The following is an 18,321-nucleotide window of genomic DNA, read 5'->3' on the forward strand; positions in this document are numbered from 1 at the left end:
TCGCTGCCGGCCGGGTCCCGCCTCCCGCACCCGCCTCGACCCCCCGGAGCACCCCCATGCCAACGACGCCATCGATCCCGCCGACGCCATCGACACCGCCGACGCCGCCGACCCCACCGCGCTCCGTCGTGACGGCGACCGTCATCGGCAACTTCACCGAGTGGTTCGACTTCGCCATCTACGGCGCGGTCGCGACCACCCTCGGGCGCGTCTTCTTCCCGTCCGCCGACCCCACGGCCTCGCTGCTGGCCTCGCTCGCGGTGTTCGGCGCCGCGTTCGTCTTCCGCCCCCTCGGCGGGGCCGTCCTCGGCTCCATCGGCGACCGGTACGGACGGCGTGTCGCCCTGTCGACCGCGGTCCTCGGCATCAGCGGGGCGACCACCCTGAGCGCCCTGCTCCCCTCCTACGCCGCGATCGGGCTCGCCGCCCCGGTGCTGCTGGTCCTGCTGCGCTGCATCCAGGGTCTGTCGGCCGGAGGTGAGTGGACGAGCGCGTCGGCGTTCCTCGTCGAGTACGCGCCCACCGGCCGGCGCGGGGCGCGGGCCAGCCTCATCTCGGCCTCCGGCGGCCTGGCCATCGTCGCGGGCATCGTGTCGGTGCTGGCGCTGGAGGCCCTGCTCGATCCCGCCCAGATGGAGGCCTGGGGCTGGCGGGTGCCGTTCCTGTTCGCGGCGCCGCTGGGCCTGATCGGGCTCTACCTGCGCCTGCGGCTCGACGAGACGCCGGTCTACCGGGAGCTGCGCCGCACCGACGACGTCCCCGCGACCCCGCTGCGCGAGGCCCTGCGCACCGAACGCCGGGCGCTCTGGATCGCCTTCGCCTGCGCCTCGGTCACCGGCGTCGGCTTCTACTACCTCGCGACCTACTTCGCGAACGCGATGTCCGTCGGCGGCTCCCGCACCACCGCGCTCGCGGTGGCGTCGCTCGCGCTGCTCGTCTACGTGGCCCTGTGCCCCCTCGCGGGCCGGCTCTCCGACCGCATCGGGCGACGGCCCGTGTACATCGGCGGCGCGCTCGCCCACGCGGTGCTCGCCGTCCCGGTCCTGTTCCTCGTCGGCTCGGGATCGCCCGTGCTCGCCCTGGCCGGCATGTGCCTGTTCGCCGTCCCCCAGGCGGGGCTCAACGTCATGTCCTCGATCGTCCTGGTCGAGCTGTTCCCGGCCCGGACCCGGTCGAGCGCCGCCGCGCTGGCCTACAGCCTGGGCGTCGGACCGATCGCCGGCACCGCGCCGCTCGTCGCCGCGGCCCTGGCCGCGGGCACCGGCAGCCCCGTCGCGCCCGCGCTCTACCTGGCCGCCATCGCCCTGGCCGTCGGGCTGGTCCTGCTCAAGGTCCTGCCCGAGACCGCGGACCGCTCGCTCACCGGCGTCAGCTCCGACCTGGCTGCCGTCGGCACCGCCCGATCCTGACGGGCCGACCCCGCGGCCTGTCCGGGGGATCGCACACCGTGACGTCGCGGCACGGTCGACGTCCGCGTCAGCCCATGTGGTCGGCGAGCCTGGCGAGGACCGTCTCGGGGTGGCGCTGGAAGTACAGGTAGCCGTCCCAGCGCGCCCGGGTGCCCTCGATCCAGAACATCGACTTGTCGTCGGCGCCGATCGCCGCGTAGGCCGCTTCGAGGTCGTCGGGCGCCACCAGCGCGTCCTCGCGCACCCCGTACGTCAGCGTCGGCATCGTCACGGACGGCGCCCACGCCACCGGCGACCCCTCGCTCAACGAGCAGCTCGTCAGCAGCCGCGTGCGGCGCTCGACCTCCCCGGCGTGCTCGGTGGACACGCCGAGGTTCTCCAGCGCCCGCTCCACGAAGGCCATCGGCGAGAGCAGCAGCGGCGCCACCAGACACCGCACACCCTCGAACGCGGCCGGCTCCGTGTGGATCGCCCGGAACGTCGCGTTGGCGCCCATGCAGCCGGCGAAGATGCCCACCGTCATCGCCGCCAGCTCCGGACGCGAGCGCACGTACGCCAGCGCACCCAGCACGTCGCGGACCTCGAACCGGTTGCCCGACATCAGCCCGCCGTTGGCCGCGCCGCTGAGCCCGAAGTTCCGGAAATCGAAGGTCAGGACGTTGTAGCCGGCGTCGTGCAGGATGCGGTAGTTCGGGATGAAGCTGACCTCGACGTCGTTGCCGTACCCCTCCCCGAACGCCGAGCGCCACGGCTCGACGTGTGCGGCGAACCCGTACCGGTTGAACATCATCGGGTGCTCGAAGACGATCAGTTTCTCCGAGCCCTCGCACGGGATGAACCACGCCTCCAACGGCGTGCCGTCGGTGGACGGGAACGACACGTCCTCGAACGCCAGCCCGCATTCGGCGGGCGTGCGCAGGATCGGTGAACGCACGGCGTGGGCCAGCCCCTGCGCCAGCCCGTCCAGGGCGGCCTCGAGCTGGTCGTCGGTCTCGGTCACGGCGTCGGCCTCGACGGCGGACATGACACATCCTCATCTCTGCACCATCACGGGAACGGTCACCACCGACGCTAGGACGACACCGGAGGAACGAGAATGACCCTCACGATCACCGACTTGCCCGATCCTCTCGCCGCACCGTGGCCACGGTGACGTCCGTGCGCGCCCGGCTCGACGAGATCCGGACGCTCATCACCACCCACGCCGACCGGTCCGCGCCACTCGCCGTGGAGGGGCTGCGCCTCTACCTCGAACGGGCTCCCTCACCTCCGGTCGCCCTGCTGTTCCGACCGACGCTGTACCTGGTGTTCCAGGGCACCAAGCAGCTGCTGCTCGACGACCGCACCGTGTCCTACGGCGCCGGCGACCTCGTCACCAGCTCCATCGATCTGCCGGCGACGGTCCAGGTGACCGGGGCGACCGACGACGCGCCGTACCTCGCCGTCGAGCTGGCGGTCGACCGCGACCTGCTCGCCGGCCTCGCCGCCGAGATGCCGCCGCTCTCCTCTCCCCCCGACGAGACGGTGACCGTGCACCCGCTCCCGGAAGCGGTCGTCGATCCGGTCCTGCGGCTGCTGCGACTGCTCGACGAGCCCGCGGCGGCCGGTGTCCTCGCCCGAGGTGTGCAGCGGGAGATCTTCTATCGCGTGCTCGCCGGTCCGGACGGCGGAGCGCTTCTCCATCTCGTCCGGACCGACAGCGTCCTGGCACGGATCGGCCACCTCACGCGGTGGATGCACGAACACCTCGACACGCCGGTCGACGTCGCGCGGCTCGCCGCTCGCGCGGCGATGAGCGCCCCGACCTTCCACCGCCACTTCAAGGCCGCCACCGGCACCAGCCCGATCGAGTACCACAAGCAGCTCCGCCTCCACGAAGCGCGCCGGCTCATCGCGATCGACGACGACTCCGTGTCGCGCATCGCCGCGGCCGTGGGGTACGCCAGCCCGTCCCGGTTCAGTCGCGACTACAAGCGCGTCTTCGGCACCAGCCCCGCCCTCGACACCGTGCGGTTCGATCCGCGCGTGACCTGACGAGCGGACAATTCCGGAGGGAACGGTCACGAAATCTTCTTCGTCCGGATCTCGTGAGGCCGTCCCGGCCGATGTGCGCCGGACGGTGGTGACCGCGTCGCCGCTGGTGGACGCTGGACGCGTGGCCGCCGAGCTGGGTCCCTACCGCCTGGGCCGGTCGCTGGGCAGCGGCGGGATGGGCGAGGTGTTCCACGCCTTCGACACGCGCCGCTCGCGCTGGGTCGCCCTGAAGCTCCTCCACCCCCGGTTCGGCGCGGACGAGGCCTACCGGCAGCGGTTCCGCCGCGAGGCCGAGGCGGCGGCCGACCTGCGGGAACCGCACGTCGTCCCCGTGCACGACTACGGGGAGATCGACGGCCAGCTCTACCTCGACATGCGGCTCATCGAGGGCACCGACCTCGCCACGCTGCTCCGCGACGGCCCCCTCGCCCCCCGGCGGGCGGTCGGGCTGGTCACCCAGATCGCCGCGGCCCTCGACGCCGCCCACGCGGCGGGCCTGGTGCACCGCGACGTCAAACCCTCGAACGTCCTGGTCGGCCCCGACGACTTCGCCCACCTCGCCGACTTCGGCATCGCCCGCCCCACGGGCTCGGTGACGGTCGGCGACGGCGCGGTGATCGGCACCCTCACCTACATGGCGCCCGAGCGGCTGCGCGCCGAGCCGGCCGACGCCCGCTCCGACGTCTACGCGCTCGCCTGCGTCCTCCACGAGTGCCTCACCGGCACACCCCCGTTCGGTGACGAGGACCTGTCCGCGCTGGTCGGGGCGCACCTCTACCGCACGCCGCCCCTGCTGCCCGACGACGTCCCGGCCGCGCTGGGCGAGGTCGTTGCGCGCGGCATGGCGAAGGACCCCGGGGCGCGGCACGCGAGCGCCGGCGCGCTGGCCGCCGACGCGGCGGCGGCGCTGCGGCGCCGTCCCACCGCGCCGCTCGACCCACCAGGACCGGGCCCGGATCCGCCCGACCGGGTCGTCGCGCCGCGCCGGTGGCTGCCGCTGCCACCCCGGTGGGCCCGGCGCACGCTGGTCGTCGCGCTCGTCGTCCTCCTGGTCGTCGCGGGTGTGGCGGCCGTGCGCCGCTACGCCGGCACCGGCATCTCCATCGGGATCAGCCCGGTGGCGGTGGCCTTCACCGCCACCGGCACCACCGCCGTCGTCGCCAACGCGGGCAGCCGGACGGTCACCGTGCTCGACACCGGCAGTCGCGGCGTCGTCGCGGAGATCCCGCTCGGCGACGGGCGCACCGTCGGCGCGGTCGCCGACGCCGCCGGCGAGCAGCTGTTCGTGGCCACCACCCGCCGCGCGCGCGACGAGCTGGTGGTGATCGACCTGCGCCGGGCGAGCGTCGCGGCCACCGTGCCCCTGCCCGAGCCGCCGGTGGGGACACCGGTGGTCGACGCCCGCCGGACCACCGTGTTCGTCCCGGTCCGCCACGGTGTCCTGGTCGTCGACCCGGGCTCCGGACGGGTCGTGGGCCGCCTCGACCTGCGCGCCTCCGGCCTCGCGGCCGGCGCGGACGGCGCCCGGCTGCTCACCGTCGACGACCACCGCTCCACCGCGGAGGTCCTCGACACGCGCACCGGCGCGCCCACGACGTCGATCGCGCTCGGCGCGCCCGCCCACCTCGCGGTCGCCGCGCCGGGCGGCGACACGGTCTACCTCGGCGGCACGGACCCGCGGCACGCCCTGACCGTCGTCGACCCCGACCGCGCCACCCCGCTCGACGAGGTGGCGCTGCCCGGTCCGGTGTCGGGGCTCGCCGTCGCCCGGGACGGCAGCCGCGTGTTCGCGACGCTCGCCACCGACCCGCCGGTGCTCGCCGCCGTCGACACCGCGACGGAGACGGTCCGGGTGGGCTGGTTCGTGGAGGAGTTCGCCGACGGCGTCGCCCTCGCCGTCTCCCCGGACGGCACCGAGGTCTGGATCGCCAACACCGACCTGGGCACGCTCACGATCGACGACGTCTCGCGCCCGCCCGCGTAGCCCGGACCCCGGCCCCCAGCCCCCGCAGCACCGACGACCGCGACGGCGACCCCGGCGGGCGGGCGTAGCGCGGTGGCAGCCCGAGCAGGACGAAGCGGTCGACGAGCTCGGCGACCGAGCCCTCCGGCCGGCCCGCGACGAGGGCCTCGAACTCCTCGGCGTCCAGGCGCTCACCGGGCGAGGTGTAGGCGAGCATCGCCGCGTTCTCGAACGCGTACCAGGTCGACGGGAACGCGAAGGCGAGCACGACCTCGTCGCCGTCGCGGCGCACCTCGTACGCCGGGTTGATTCCCGGCGCGCCCGCGGCGTGCGGCGGCGCCTCGAAGGTGCCGTGGTCGGCGAACAGGCCGCGGTCGGTGCTCGAGAACAGCGCGAGCCACTTGCTGCGGCGCAGCTCGGCGGGGTGGCGGGGCGCGGCCAGGCGGGGCCCGTGGCCGTCGAGGTAGTCGCGGACCACCTCGTCCTCGCTGGTCAGACGCCACGGGGCGCCGCGCAGCAGGGCGACGTACCCGGCGGCGTCGCGCTCCCCCGTGGCGTCGCGGGGCTCCATGGTGCGGTTGCCGACGCGGTCGACGAGGACGGTGTCCGCGCGGGCCACGCGGCGCAGCTCGTCCATCGCGCCCTGCTGGTCGTCGAAGTAGTGGAACGCGTCGGTGCAGGTGGCGGCGGCGAACGCGTCGTCGGCGAACGGCAGCGCGTCGACCCGGTCGGCGCACACGAACGTCTGCTCGGGGGCGATGTAGCGCCGCCCGACCCAGAGCTGGAAGAAGTTGCGGTCGACGCCGACCGTGCGCAGCGGGCGCTCCCGCGCGCCGAGGTGGTACATCGTGTGCCCGAAGCCGCAGGCGAGGTCGAGCACCGGCGCGTCCGTGGCGGGCAGGGCCCGCAGCAGGGAGATCGACGCCAGGTAGCGCGGCTGGCCGTAGCGCACGAAGAAGTAGCCGAACATCTCCTGGTCGATCCGCTCCGAGGACCGGAGGTAGGCCAGCTCCATCCAGTCCTGCGCGGTCAGCGCGTCGACGTCGTCGAGCATGGCGCGGACCTCGGCGCGACGGGCGGCGAGCGCCAGGCCGGCCAGCGGCCACCGCCGGGTGAGGCGACCCGGCAGGCGGGGCGGGAACGCGAGCATCGCCACGAGCGCGTCGGCGCCGCGCCCGGCCCGCAGCAGGGCCACGAGCTCGGCGACGGTGGGGCCGTGGACCTCGGTGCGACCGGTCGCGTGCTCTTGCACGTCGACGCGTCCGCGGCGCACGACCGGGATGCCGTCGAGGACGGGGTACTCGCCGCACCCGCAGGTCAGGACGCCGAAGGTGCCGTCGAACGAGGGGTCGGGGGTGGGGGTGAACGCGAGGGTGCCGCGGCACCACGGGCAGGTCAGCGACACCGGGTCGTCGTCGCCGGTGAGGGCGGGGAGGTCGGTCGTCGGGAGAGCGGACAGCGTCACGCGGCAGCCTTCGAGATGGGTCGACCCCAGTACGGGGTCGAGCGGTTGTCCGTGGCACGGCGGGCCGGACCGGCGCGGCACCCGCCCGGCGGGCGGCCGGGTGGGGTCAGGCGGCGGGCGCGGCGAGCGCGGGCGGCCCCCGGTGGGGGCGGCACCGCAGGAGGGCGACCCGGTGCGCCGGGCCGTCCACGGGCTCCGGCGGCCGCGGCGCGGGCACACCGGGCGCCGGCACCGGCGTGAGCCCGAGGACGACGCGCAGCAGCTGCAGGTGGGCGTGGCGACCCGCGACCAGCAGCGGCTCGCTGCTCGCGACCACGACGACCAGCAGCGTGATCGCGAGCTGGAGCGCCAGCGCGGTGAGGTGCTCGGGCACGACGTGCTCGTGGTGCAGTCGCGCGGCGCCGGCCTGGGTGAGCGTCGTCAGCGCGTGCGCGGCGGGCTGCACGATCACGGCCAGGTTGACCACGACGAACAGGCCCTGCAGGCGGCCGCGCAGCGCGAGGCGGACCGCACCGACACTCGCCGCCGCGAGGGCGACCCCGAGGACGTGCAGCAGGGTCTGGTCGGCCAGCAGGTCGAAGCCGCCCGCGACGAGCACGACGGCGACCACGGAGGCCGTCCGCGCCGAGGACGGCCCGGGGCCCGGACGCAGGTGGTCCCGGGCCGCTCCGTTCATCGCTCTCGACGCTATCAGTCGCCCCGCGGGCCCGAACGACACTCGTGTGGTTCAGTTATCGCAAGGCTGACCACCTGATCAGTCAGTCTTGCGAAGACGGCCGACCGCGTCCTAGGGTCCGCGGCGTGGCCGATAACGACGGGCTCCGGGAGCGGGTGGCGGCCGCCGTCGACCGGGTCGGCACGCGCCGCCACGTCGCCGGCGCGATCGGGCTCGACGAGACGAAGCTGTCCAAGGCGCTGGCCGGGCGGCGCCGCTTCACCACCGGCGAGCTCGCCGCGATCGCGGGGTTCACCGGCGTGCCGCTGGTCTGGCTCGAGCGGGGCTCCCCCGACGGTGACGCGCCGGTCACCGCGGTCCCCGCGGCGTCGGTCCGCGAGACCGTCGCCCCCGATCCCGACGGCGCGCGCAAGCGCATCCTCGACGCGGCGTGGACGCTCATCGCCACGGCGGGCTACCACCGGGTGCGCGTCGCCGACGTGGCCGCGCGGGCGGGCACCAGCAGCGCCGCGGTGCACTACTGGTTCCCCGGCCGCGACGCCCTGCTCGGCGAGGCCCTGCGCCACAACGTGGAGCTCGCGTTCGAGCGCCAGTCCGCCGCGCTCGCCACGGTCGCCGACCCGCACGAGCGCCTGGTCACCCTGCTCGACCTGCAGATGCCCACCGGTCCGGTCCTCGAGCCCGAGTGGTCGATCTGGATGCAGGTGTGGGTCGAGGCGGTCGTCGACGCGGACCGTCGCGAGCTGTACGCCCAGGCCCAGGACCGCTGGTTCCGGACCGTCCTGCTCACCTTGCGCGACGGCGTCGCGGCCGGGGTCTTCCGCGCCGACCTGGACCCCGAGCTGCGGGCCCGCCAGCTCACCGGCCTCGTCGACGGCCTCGGCGTCGGCGTGATGACCGGGGCCTCCCCCGCGCCCGCCATGCGCGCCGCCCTCCACGACTTCATCCAGCACGCCATCCTGCGAACGGACGCCCCATGAGCCGACCCGTGAACCGGCACGTCGTCATCACCGCGGCCCTCACCGGGGCCGCCGACAGCCCCGGCAAGAGCCCCCACGTGCCCGTCACCCCGGCCCAGATCGCCGACGACGCGATCGCCGCCGCCCGGGCCGGCGCGGCCGTCGTGCACGTCCACGTCCGCCACCCCGAGACCGGCATCCGCTCCCGCGACGTCGCCCTCTACCGCGAGGCCGCTCAGCTCATCCGGGACAGCGAGGTCGACGTGGTCCTCAACCTCACCGCGGGCATGGGCGGCGACCTGGTGGTCGACGAGGAGGACCCGCTCAAGCCCGTCGACGGCACCGACCTGGTCAACGCCATGGACCGCCTCCCGCACGTCGAGGAGCTCCTGCCCGACATCGCCACGCTGGACTGCGGCTCCTACAACTTCGGCGACGGCAGCGCGCTCTACGTGTCCACCACCGACATGCTGCGCGCCGGCGCGAAGCGCTTCCAGGAGCTGGGCGTGAAGCCCGAGCTGGAGATCTTCGACACCGGGCAGCTGTGGTTCGCCAAGGTGATGCACGACGAGGGCCTCGTCGACCGGCCCGCCCTGATGCAGCTGTGCATGGGCGTCCCGTACGGCGCGCCCGCCGACCCGGGGCTGCTGGCGGCCATGGTGAACCTGCTCCCGGACGACGCGCAGTTCACGTCGTTCGCCCTCGGCCGCGACCAGCTGCCGTGGGTGGCGCAGTCGGTGCTGCACGGCGGCCACGCCCGCGTCGGGCTCGAGGACAACCTGTACCTCTCGCGCGGGGTGAAGGCCACCAACGCCCAGCTGGTCGACCGCGCGGTGACGATCGTCGAGTCGCTCGGCGCGCAGGTGGCGAGCCCCGACGAGGCCCGCGCGATCTTCGGGCTGCGGGCCGCCCGGTGAGGATCGCCTGCATCGGGGCCGGCGTCATCGGCGGCGGGTGGGCCGCCTACTTCCTCGCCCGAGGTGTCGACGTGGTCGCCTGGGACCCCGCGCCCGACGCCGCCGACCGCCTGCGGCGCACCGTCGACGCCGCCTGGCCCGCGCTCACCGAGCTGGGCCTGGACGAGGGCGCCGACCGGGCGCGGCTGCGGGTCGTGGACTCCCTCGCCGAGGCCTGCGCGGACGCCGTGTTCGTCCAGGAGAGCGCGCCCGAGGACCTCGGGCTCAAGCGCGGCTTGCTCGCCGAGCTCGTCGCGGCGACCCGGGACGACGCCGTCATCGCCTCGTCCACCTCGGGCTTCCCGATGGGCGAGATGGCGACGGCGGCGGGCGACCCGTCGCGCCTCGTCGTCGGGCACCCCTTCAACCCGCCGTACCTCATCCCGCTGGTCGAGGTCGCCGGCGGGCCGGGGACCGATCCGCTGGTCGCGAAGCGCGCCGCCGATTTCTACCGGTCGATCGGTAAGTCGGTGATCGAGCTGGACCGGGAGCTGCCCGGCTTCGTCGCCAACCGACTGCAGGAGGCCCTCTGGCGCGAGGCTCTGCACATGGTCGCCCAGGGCGAGGCCAGCGTCGAGCAGATCGATGCCGCGATCACCGAGGGCCCCGGGCTGCGGTGGCCGGTGCACGGGCCGTGCCTGACGTTCCACCTCGCCGGCGGCGAGGGCGGGATGGCCCACATGCTCGACCACTTCGGCCCGTCGCTGCGCGCGCCGTGGACCCGTCTGGAGGCCCCCGAGCTCACCGACGACCTGCGGGACGCGATGGTCGAGGGCACCGCGGGCGAGGCCGGGGCCCGGTCGTTCGCCGACCTGGTCGCCGAGCGCGACCGCGCGGTGATCGCGATCCGGCGGGCCGTCGCGCAGGCCCGGGCGTCGTCACCCGGAGCTCGGTGACCTACGACCGGATCGCCGAGAGGACGAGGTCGATGCCGCCGGCCGCCACGTCCTGGAACGAGCCGAGCGCGCCGGGGTCGCGGACCCAGCGGAACACCACGCCCATGTAGACGTCGGAGAGGGTGCGCGCGGCCTCGGCCACGTCGATCGCCGGATCGACCTGCCCGCGCTCCTGCCCCTCGCGCAGCAGCGGCGCGAGGTCGGCCAGCAGCTGGGACTCGTAGCGGATGGGCCCGGTGGCCGCGGTCCAGCCGAGCATCATCTGCCGGGTCAGCTCGGGCTCCGCCTCCACCAGCCGGCTGATCAGCCCGAAGTAGGCACGGATGCGCTCGGGCGCGGGGTCCCCCGCGGACTGCGCGATCACCTCGACGGCGACGTCGGCCATGCGCCGCGTCCACAGCATCGGGATGTCGCCCTTGCTGGGGAAGTGGTTGAACGCGGTGCGGCGCGAGGTGCCGGCCCGCTCGGCGATGTCGGCCATCGTCGTGTCCTCGTAGCCGCGCTCGACGAACAGGGCGGCCGCCGCCCCGTAGAGGACGTCCCTCGTCGTCGCCGCGCGTCCACCCCGGACGCCCTCGTCGGCCGCGCTCACATCGCTCCTGTCCGTCGTGACGCTTGACACGTCCTGCACTCGGGTGCAACTGTTTCGCCACCGCCACTTGCACTCGAGTGCAACCCTCTCACCTGGGAGAAGTGTGTCCAACGTAGCCTCGCCCGCCGGGCCCCGATCCCTCGACCTGTACCGACCGGACGCGCTCCGCGACCCGTACCCGCTCTACACCGAGCTGCGCGGGCGCGGGCCGGCCCTCCACGAGCCCGAGCGCGACATCTGGCTCGTCCCCGGCTACGCGGAGGCCGCCGCGGTGCTGCGCAACCACCGCGAGTTCGTCTCCGGCGACGGCGCGACCTACGAGAGCGCCCTGGGACGGAGCGAGCGGTACCCGCTGATCGAGACCGACCCGCCGGAGCACACCCGCATCCGCCGCGCCGTGCAGCCGCCCTTCGCCCGCGCCGAGATAGAGCAGCTGCGGCCGGGGATCGAGTCCGCCGCCACCTCGATCGTCGAGGCGGCGCTCGCGTCCGGCGAGGTCGACGCCGTCCCGGCGCTCGCCCAGCCGATGCCCGACCGGGCGATGGCGATGCTCACGGGCCTCGTGCCGCCGAGCTGCCGGACGCTGGTCGACTGGAGCGACGCGGTCGTGCGCGCCCAGGAGCCGGCCGCGGATCCGCGCCACACCGAGCTCCTCGGCGAGGCCCTGACGTGGCTGGTCCAGGACGGCATCCCCGGCCTGCCCGCGCACTGCCTCGGCCGGCTGATCACGGAGTCCGGCGGCACCACCGGCGGGCTCGAGGCGCTGGGCCCGGAGCGCCTGATGACGCTCGCGTCCATCTGGCTGGCCGGTGTCGACTCCACCGGCGCGCTGCTGGGCAACGCGATCGATGCGTTCCTCTCCCAGCCCGAGCAGTGGGACCTCCTGCGCGCCCGCCCCGACCTCGTCCCCAACGCCGTCGAGGAGCTGCTGCGCTTCGAGGCCCCGTTCCGCGTCTTCTACCGCCGCACGCGCGCACGGGCCGACGTCGGCGGGGTCGCGATCCCGGCCGGTGCCACCGTCTGCGCCGTCCTCGGCTCGACCGGCCGCGACCCGCGACAGTTCCCCGACCCGGACCGCCTCGACGTCACCCGCGAGAACGCCCGCACGCACCTGGCGCTCGGCACCTCGATCCACCTCTGCCTCGGCGCGCCGCTGGCCCGGATGGAGGCCACCGCGATGCTGACCGAGCTGACCCGCCGCGTGGCGTGCTTCGAGCGCACCGGCGACCCGGTGCGCAGCCCCAGCGGGACGATGCGCAAGTTCGACGCGCTGCCGGTCCGTCTGGTGCCGGCGTGATGGCGGGCTACGCGAAGGGACCCCACGCCCTCGGCGGCGACTGCCACGCCTGGCTGATCCCCGAGGGCCGCTGGGGCGAGAGCAACACCGGGCTGGTGCGCGGCGCGGGGGTGTCGCTGCTGGTCGACACGCACTACGACCTCCCGCACACCGCGGAGATGCTCGACGGGTACGCCCCGCTGACCGCGGGCCACCCGATCCGCACGCTGGTGAACACCCACTCCGACGGCGACCACTGGCACGGCAACCAGCTGGTCGCCGGGCCCGAGGTGGAGATCGTCGCGTCGGAGGCGGCGGCGGCGCTGATGACCCCGGCCGCGGTCGCCGAGCTGGCCGGCCTCTCCGACCGCCGCGACCGGGTCGGCGAGTTCATCCGCGGCATCTCCGGGCCCTTCGACCTGTCCGGGATCGTCGCCACCCCGCCCACCCGCACCTTCACCGGCGAGCTCGACCTCGACGTCGGCGGGCGGCAGGTCCGCCTCCTCCAGGTCGGCCCGGCCCACACCCCCGGCGACGTGATCGTCCACGTGCCGGACGCCCGGGTCGTCTACACCGGCGACATCCTCTTCATCGGCGGCGCCCCGCTCGTGTGGACGGGCCCGGTCGCGCGCTGCATCGCCGCCTGCGAGCGGCTCCTCGACCTCGAGCTCGCCGCCATCGTCCCCGGCCACGGCCCGCTGACCGACAAGGACGGCGTGCGGTGGGTGCGCGACTACCTCGTGTTCGTCGAGCAGGAGGCGACCAAGCGGTTCGAGGTCGGCCTGACCGTCGAGGAGGCCGTCGCGTCGATCGACCTCGGCCGGTTCGCGGTGATGTCCGAGCAGGGCCGCATCGCCGCCAACGTGCTCAACGTCTACGAGGAGCTCGACCCGTCGCGCCCGCGCGCGGACCGCCTCGAGCAGTTCGGCCGCATCGCCGCGTTCGAGCTGGGGGGCCCCGCATGAAGATCGCCCGCATCGAGATCGACGGCGAGACCCGGGTGGGCGTCGTCGAGGGTGACGCGGTCCAGCCGCTCACCGCCGGCATCGACGAGGTGCTGACGTCGGCGGACCGCACCGACCTCGTCGCCCGGACGGCGATCGGCGGGCCCGTCCCGCTGTCGGCGGTGCGGCTGCTCGCGCCGGTGCAGCCGGGGACGCTGCGCGACTACATCACCTTCTCCGAGCACCTCGAGGGCAGCCTCAAGCTGCTCGGCCGCGAGGCACCGCCCCCGGAGTGGTACGAGCAGCCCGTCTTCTACTTCTCCAACACCAACGCGGTGATCGGCCCCGACGCGCCGGTCGCGGTGCCGCCGGGCTGCCGGATGCTGGACTTCGAGCTCGAGCTGGCCGCCGTGATCGGGAGGCCCGGGAAGGACCTGACCCCGGAGCGGGCGGGCGAGCACATCGCCGGGTACACGCTGTTCAACGACTGGTCCGCCCGGGACCTCATGCCGCCGGTGATCCCGGTGGGCCTGGGCCCGGTGAAGGGCAAGGATTTCGCCAACACCCTCGGGCCCTGGATCGTGACCGCCGACGAGCTCGCCCCGTTCCGCCGCGGCGACCGGCTCGCGCTGGAGATGCACGCCGAGGTCAACGGCGTCCCGTTGCCCGGGGGCGGCGACACCTCGGCGAGCATGGGGTGGTCGTTCGAGGAGATCGTCGCGTACGCCTCGCGCGGCACCGAGCTGCGCCCCGGCGACGTCCTCGCCTCCGGGACCTGCGGCGCGGGCTGCCTGCTGGAGTACTGGGCGCACCTGGGTGACGGCGCTCCCCCGCCCCTGGCGCCCGGCGACGTCGTGACGCTGGTGGTGGAGGGCATCGGGTCGGTGTCGAACCGGGTCGTCGCCGGCGTGGAGCCGGTGCCGCTGCCGAAGGCCCGCGTGGGCCTGCCGCGGCGGGCGCGGCCGTGGGCGTAGCGGATCGAGCGTGTGGCGCTACGGACACCCCGTGTCTGCGGTGGCCCACCGCTGACAGGCGGATGATCACGCCAGCAGCGCCCGCACCGCCGCCGCGTCCGGGCAGGCGAGCGCCGCGGTCGCCAGCTCGCGGGCCCGCGCGAGGTCCACGTCCCGCACCGCCTGCTTGACCGTCGCGACGGACCCCGGCGCGACGCTGAGCTCGCGGACGCCCAGCCCGAGGAGCAGGGCGGCGGCCTGCTCGTCGCCGGCGAGCTCGCCGCACACGGCGACGAGCACGTCGTCGCCCGCGCCCTGGGCCGTCGCCGCGATCAGCGCGAGGACCCCGGGGTCGAGGGCGTCGGCGAGCGCGGCGACGGCGTCGTTGCCGCGCTCGGCGGCGAGCGTGTACTGGGTGAGGTCGTTGGTGCCGATCGAGAAGAAGTCGACGTCCGGGGCGAAGGCGGCGGCCTTCAGCGCGGCCGCCGGGACCTCGACCATGATCCCGACGCGGAGGTCGGCGGGACGCCCGCGGCCGACGGCGTCGACCGCCTCGTCGAGGGCGCGGCGGGCGGCGGCGAGCTCGTCGACGTCCGCGACCATCGGGAACATGACGTCGACCGGGTGGTCGTGGGTGACCCGCACGATCGCCTGCAGCTGGTCGGCGAGGAGCTGCGGGCGTGCCAGCGCGAGCCGGATGCCGCGGACCCCGAGGAACGGGTTGGCCTCGGCCGGCATCGGCAGGTAGTCGAGGGGCTTGTCGCCGCCGACGTCGAGGGTGCGCAGGGTCATGCGCCGCCCGTCGAGGGCCTTACCGATCGCCCGGTAAGCGGCTTCCTGCTCGTCGACCGACGGCGCCTCGTGGCGGTCGAGGAACCCGAACTCGGTGCGCACCAGCCCGGCGAGGTCGGCACCCACGCCGGCCCGCGCGTCGGCGGGCGAGCCGACGTTGACGCCGACCAGCACGGTGGTCCCGTCGCGGGTGACCGCCGGCTCGTGGGCCCGGCGCGCCGCCTCGTCGCGGTGGCGGGTCAGCGCGTCGGCGCGGGCCCGGAAGTCGGCGAGGGTCGCGGCGTCGGGGTCGGCGACGACCTCGCCGGTGCTCCCGTCGACGGCGAGGACCCCGGCCTCGCGGGCCCGCGCGGCGAGCGCGGCGCCGACCCCGACGACCGCGGGGACGCCGCGGGCGCGCAGCAGGATCGCGGCGTGCGCGGTGGGGCTGCTGCCGGCGAGGACCACCGCGGGCGTGCGGGCGGGGTCGAGCACCGCCGCCTCGGCGGGCGTGAGGTCGTCGGCGACGAGGACGCCGTCGCCCGCGGTGTCGTCGGGGGCCACCCCGCCCAGGGCCCGCAGCACCTGGTCGCGCACGTCGCGCACGTCCGCGGCCCGCGCGCGCAGGTACTCGTCGGCGGCGCCCGCCAGCCGGTCCGCCACGTCGTCGAGGGCGTCCGCCCAGGCCCGCGCGGCGTCGGTACCGGCCTCGAGGCGGGCAACGACGTCCGCGACGACCTCCGGGTCGTCGAGCAGCAGCACCTGCGCATCGAAGATCGCCGCCTCGGCCGCGCCGATCTCGCGCGCCGCCCGGTCGCGGACGGCCTGCAGGTGGTCCCGGACGCCCGCGCGGGCCTCGTCGAGGCGACGGCGCTGGTCGCCCGGCACCGGCGCGGGCACAACGACACCCGTGGCGCCCCCCGCCCGCACCGGCCCGATCCCGATGCCCGGCGAGGCCGGGACCGGGCGGCCGGTGACGGCCGGCGCGGGCGCGGCGACGGCCGCTGACTCGCCGAAGTCGTCCCCGGCGAGCGCCAGCAGCCGCCGGACGGCCTCGGCCGCGTCGCCGCCGTGCGCCCGGACGGCGATCTCGTGGCCCTGCAGCGCGCCGAGCGTCGCGACCCGCGACAGGCTCGCGCCGGACACCTCGGGGCCGTCGACGGTGACGTTGCGCAGGCGCACGTCGGCGTCGAGGCCGCGCAGCGCCTGCACGAGCGCGGCCGCCGGGCGGGCGTGCAGCCCGTGCGGCATCCCGACCGTGAACGAGGCGGTCTCCTCGGCGCCGGTGGTCGCCCGTCCCGGCCCGGCCTCCTCGGGCGCCGCCCCCAGATGACCCTGCTTCGCCAGCAGCGCGTCGGCCGCCTCGGCGGCGACCTCGGCGCGCGACGCCCCGCCCGCCGCGCTGACCGCGGCCACGACCAGCCCCTCGACCAGCGGCGCGGGGCACAGCACGGCGCGCTCGCGGACCTCGTCGTCGACCAGCTCGAGGGCGAGCTCGGCCGACAGCACCGCACTGCCGAGGTCCATCAGCACGACCACGCCGTCGCCCTGGTCAGCGCCGGCGACGGCCTCGCTGATCGCCACCGCGTCGGTGCCGAAGCCCCCGTCGTCGAGCCCGGCGGCGACCTCGAGGGGCACCGCCCCGCCGGCGACCATCTCCCCGGCCAGGGCCACCGCCGCGTCGGCGAGGGCCCGGCTGTGGGAGACGACGACGATCCCGACCGTCACGCGCCCTCCTGCTCCGCGACGGCGGTGGCCGCCGCGGCGACGAGGAGGGCGGCCGACGTGGCGCCCGGGTCCTGGTGCCCGGCGCTGCGCTCGCCGAGGTAGCTGGCCCGCCCCTTGCGCGCGACGAGCGGCGTGGTGCCGTCACGCCCCTCGTCGGCGGCCGCGGACGCCGCGCGCAGGGCGTCCGCCAGCGACGCACCGCTGCTCAGGGCGGTGTCGAGCGCGTCGAGGGCCGGGGTGAGGGCGTCGACCATGGTCTTGTCGCCCACCTCGGCCTTGCCGCGCGCGACCACGCCCTCGAGCCCCGCCCGCAGCGCCTTCGCGAACGTCTCGGGGTCGAGCGTCGCGGCTCCCCCGGTGGCCGGGGCCATCCGCAGGAACAGGGTGCCGTAGAGCGGACCGCTCGCTCCCCCGACCGACTTGACCAGCGTCATCCCGGTCTGCTTGAACAGGGCCGCCGGGTCGCCGGGCGTGGCGGCCAGACCCTCGACGACCGCCTTCATCCCGCGGTCCATGTTCGCGCCGTGGTCGGCGTCGCCGATGGCGGCGTCGAGGGAGGTCAACGTGTCCTGCTGCTCGGCGACGGACGCGGCGAACGTCCGCAGCCAGCGCTGCAGGACGTCGAGATCCACGTCCGCCATCACATGCCCCAGCGCAGGGCCGAGGTCGCGACCGGGGCGTCCCAGAGCCGGAGCATGTCGTCGTCCAGGCGCGTGATCGACACCAGGCACCCCGCCATGTCGAGGCTGGTGACGTAGGGCCCCACGAGCGTGCGGACCGGGACGATGCCCGCCTTGTCGAGGAGGGCGGCGATCTCGTTGTACATCAGGTACAGCTCGAGCTGCGGGGTGGCGCCCATGCCGTTGACGAACACGAACACGCCCTCGCCGCCGGTGAAGTCGCGGTCGGCCAGGATCGGGTCGACGAGCATCTCGGCGATGTCGTGCGCCGACGCGAGCGGGACCCGGCGCCGGCCGGGCTCGCCGTGGATCCCGATGCCGATCTCGATCTCGTCGTCGGGGAGGTCGAAGGTGGGGCTGCCCTTGGCCGGGACGGTGCACGAGGTCAGCGCCATGCCCATGCTGCGGGAGCTGTCGTTGACGCGGCGGGCGAGGTCGGCGAGCTCGGACAGGCTGCGCCCCTGCTCGGCCGCCGCCCCGACGATCTTCTCGACGGCGATCGCCGCACCGGTCCCGCGGCGCCCGGCGGTGAACAGGCTGTCCTCGACCGCGACGTCGTCGTTCATGACGACCGCCTCGACCTGCGTGTCGGTCTCCGCGGCGGCGAGCTCGGCCGCCATGTCGAAGTTCATGACGTCGCCGGTGTAGTTCCACACGAGGTGCAGCACGCCCGCGCCGCCGTCGATCTGCTTGGTGGCCTCGGCCATCTGGTCGGGCACGGGCGAGGTGAACACCTCGCCGGCGCACACCGCGTCGAGCATCCCGGGGCCGATGAACCCGGCGTGCGCGGGCTCGTGGCCGCTGCCCCCGCCCGAGAGCAGCCCGACCTTGCCCGACACCGGCGCGTCGGCGCGGTAGATGATGCGGTTCTCGTGGTCGACGCGCAGCTCGGGGTGGGCACGCTCCACCCCGCGCAACGACTCCGCGACGAGGTTGGCCGGGTCGTTGAGAAGCTTCTTCACGGTTCCGCTCCAAGGGCTCTCGGCAAGGGGTCAGCCGACCCCGATTCTGACCCCGCC

At 75.2% G+C, this 18,321-nt stretch carries 16 protein-coding genes; 9 read left to right on the forward strand and 7 right to left on the reverse strand.

The features are described from left to right. Positions 1-128: 128 nt before the first annotated feature. The gene (locus tag ACFPK1_RS32375) at positions 129-1,409 is read left to right on the forward strand and encodes an MFS transporter (RefSeq protein WP_378025044.1); all 1,281 of its coding nucleotides are present in this window, start codon (positions 129-131) and stop codon (positions 1,407-1,409) included. Between the two features lie 67 nt (positions 1,410-1,476). Here ACFPK1_RS32375 and ACFPK1_RS32380 read toward each other — a convergent pair whose 3' ends face one another. Further along, complete coding sequence (locus ACFPK1_RS32380) at positions 1,477-2,433, reverse strand: alpha/beta hydrolase family protein (protein WP_378025045.1); 957 nt, start codon at positions 2,431-2,433, stop codon at positions 1,477-1,479. Between the two features lie 125 nt (positions 2,434-2,558). On the opposite strand from ACFPK1_RS32380, the gene ACFPK1_RS32385 reads away from it, so the two are divergent. Then, on the forward strand, positions 2,559-3,443 hold the full coding sequence (locus tag ACFPK1_RS32385) for an AraC family transcriptional regulator (RefSeq protein WP_378025046.1): 885 nt from the start codon (positions 2,559-2,561) through the stop codon (positions 3,441-3,443). Between the two features lie 121 nt (positions 3,444-3,564). Next, entirely contained in the window at positions 3,565-5,427 is a 1,863-nt protein-coding gene (locus tag ACFPK1_RS32390) for a serine/threonine-protein kinase (protein ID WP_378025047.1), read from the forward strand. Here the strand turns inward: ACFPK1_RS32390 and ACFPK1_RS32395 are convergent. Beyond that, positions 5,393-6,871, reverse strand: coding sequence for a class I SAM-dependent methyltransferase (locus tag ACFPK1_RS32395; RefSeq protein ID WP_378025048.1), 1,479 nt, complete (start codon positions 6,869-6,871; stop codon positions 5,393-5,395). The two genes, ACFPK1_RS32390 and ACFPK1_RS32395, sit on opposite strands and share 35 nt — an antisense overlap. A 106-nt stretch (positions 6,872-6,977) precedes the next feature. After that, complete coding sequence (locus tag ACFPK1_RS32400) at positions 6,978-7,547, reverse strand: hypothetical protein (RefSeq protein WP_378025049.1); 570 nt, start codon at positions 7,545-7,547, stop codon at positions 6,978-6,980. Between the two features lie 125 nt (positions 7,548-7,672). On the opposite strand from ACFPK1_RS32400, the gene ACFPK1_RS32405 reads away from it, so the two are divergent. Genes ACFPK1_RS32405 through ACFPK1_RS32415 form a run of 3 tightly spaced genes read left to right on the forward strand, consistent with a single transcriptional unit; the run spans position 7,673 to position 10,358 of the window. Further along, entirely contained in the window at positions 7,673-8,527 is an 855-nt protein-coding gene (locus tag ACFPK1_RS32405) for a TetR family transcriptional regulator C-terminal domain-containing protein (RefSeq protein ID WP_378025050.1), read from the forward strand. Further along, on the forward strand, positions 8,524-9,423 hold the full coding sequence (locus ACFPK1_RS32410) for a beta-keto acid cleavage family enzyme (protein ID WP_378025051.1): 900 nt from the start codon (positions 8,524-8,526) through the stop codon (positions 9,421-9,423). The genes ACFPK1_RS32405 and ACFPK1_RS32410 overlap by 4 nt, the downstream gene beginning before the upstream one ends. Next, positions 9,420-10,358 carry a 3-hydroxyacyl-CoA dehydrogenase NAD-binding domain-containing protein gene (locus tag ACFPK1_RS32415; RefSeq protein WP_378025052.1) on the forward strand — a complete coding sequence of 313 codons (939 nt, stop codon included), beginning with the start codon at positions 9,420-9,422 and terminating at the stop codon, positions 10,356-10,358. The genes ACFPK1_RS32410 and ACFPK1_RS32415 overlap by 4 nt, the downstream gene beginning before the upstream one ends. 1 nt (position 10,359) lies before the next feature. Here the strand turns inward: ACFPK1_RS32415 and ACFPK1_RS32420 are convergent, their stop codons facing one another. Then, positions 10,360-10,950, reverse strand: a complete 591-nt coding sequence (locus ACFPK1_RS32420; protein ID WP_378025053.1) for a TetR/AcrR family transcriptional regulator — start codon at positions 10,948-10,950, stop codon at positions 10,360-10,362. A gap of 103 nt (positions 10,951-11,053) precedes the next feature. Here ACFPK1_RS32420 and ACFPK1_RS32425 point away from each other — a divergent pair, with 103 nt between their 5' ends. From ACFPK1_RS32425 to ACFPK1_RS32435, 3 genes are read left to right on the forward strand one after another with little or no spacing between them, the layout of a single operon-like run. Beyond that, positions 11,054-12,247 (forward strand): cytochrome P450, encoded by a 1,194-nt coding sequence (locus tag ACFPK1_RS32425; protein ID WP_378025054.1) that lies wholly within the window; start codon positions 11,054-11,056, stop codon positions 12,245-12,247. Beyond that, on the forward strand, positions 12,247-13,191 hold the full coding sequence (locus tag ACFPK1_RS32430) for an MBL fold metallo-hydrolase (protein ID WP_378025055.1): 945 nt from the start codon (positions 12,247-12,249) through the stop codon (positions 13,189-13,191). Before ACFPK1_RS32425 ends, ACFPK1_RS32430 begins: the two co-directional genes overlap by 1 nt. Next, the gene (locus ACFPK1_RS32435; protein ID WP_378025056.1) at positions 13,188-14,144 is read left to right on the forward strand and encodes a fumarylacetoacetate hydrolase family protein; all 957 of its coding nucleotides are present in this window, start codon (positions 13,188-13,190) and stop codon (positions 14,142-14,144) included. The genes ACFPK1_RS32430 and ACFPK1_RS32435 overlap by 4 nt, the downstream gene beginning before the upstream one ends. Positions 14,145-14,210: 66 nt before the next feature. On the opposite strand, the gene ptsP is transcribed toward ACFPK1_RS32435, so the two are convergent. From ptsP to dhaK, 3 genes are read right to left on the reverse strand one after another with little or no spacing between them, the layout of a single operon-like run. Then, a complete protein-coding gene (ptsP, locus tag ACFPK1_RS32440; RefSeq protein WP_378025057.1) occupies positions 14,211-16,622 on the reverse strand; it encodes a phosphoenolpyruvate--protein phosphotransferase in 2,412 nt (803 codons plus the stop codon). Further along, entirely contained in the window at positions 16,619-17,263 is a 645-nt protein-coding gene (dhaL, locus tag ACFPK1_RS32445) for a dihydroxyacetone kinase subunit DhaL (RefSeq protein ID WP_378025058.1), read from the reverse strand. Before dhaL ends, ptsP begins: the two co-directional genes overlap by 4 nt. Continuing rightward, positions 17,263-18,264 carry a dihydroxyacetone kinase subunit DhaK gene (gene dhaK, locus ACFPK1_RS32450; RefSeq protein ID WP_378025059.1) on the reverse strand — a complete coding sequence of 334 codons (1,002 nt, stop codon included), beginning with the start codon at positions 18,262-18,264 and terminating at the stop codon, positions 17,263-17,265. The genes dhaL and dhaK overlap by 1 nt, the downstream gene beginning before the upstream one ends. Positions 18,265-18,321: the final 57 nt, after the last annotated feature.

The sequence above is a fragment of the Actinomycetospora rhizophila genome, from assembly GCF_042657905.1.
Lineage (GTDB): Bacteria > Actinomycetota > Actinomycetes > Mycobacteriales > Pseudonocardiaceae > Actinomycetospora > Actinomycetospora rhizophila.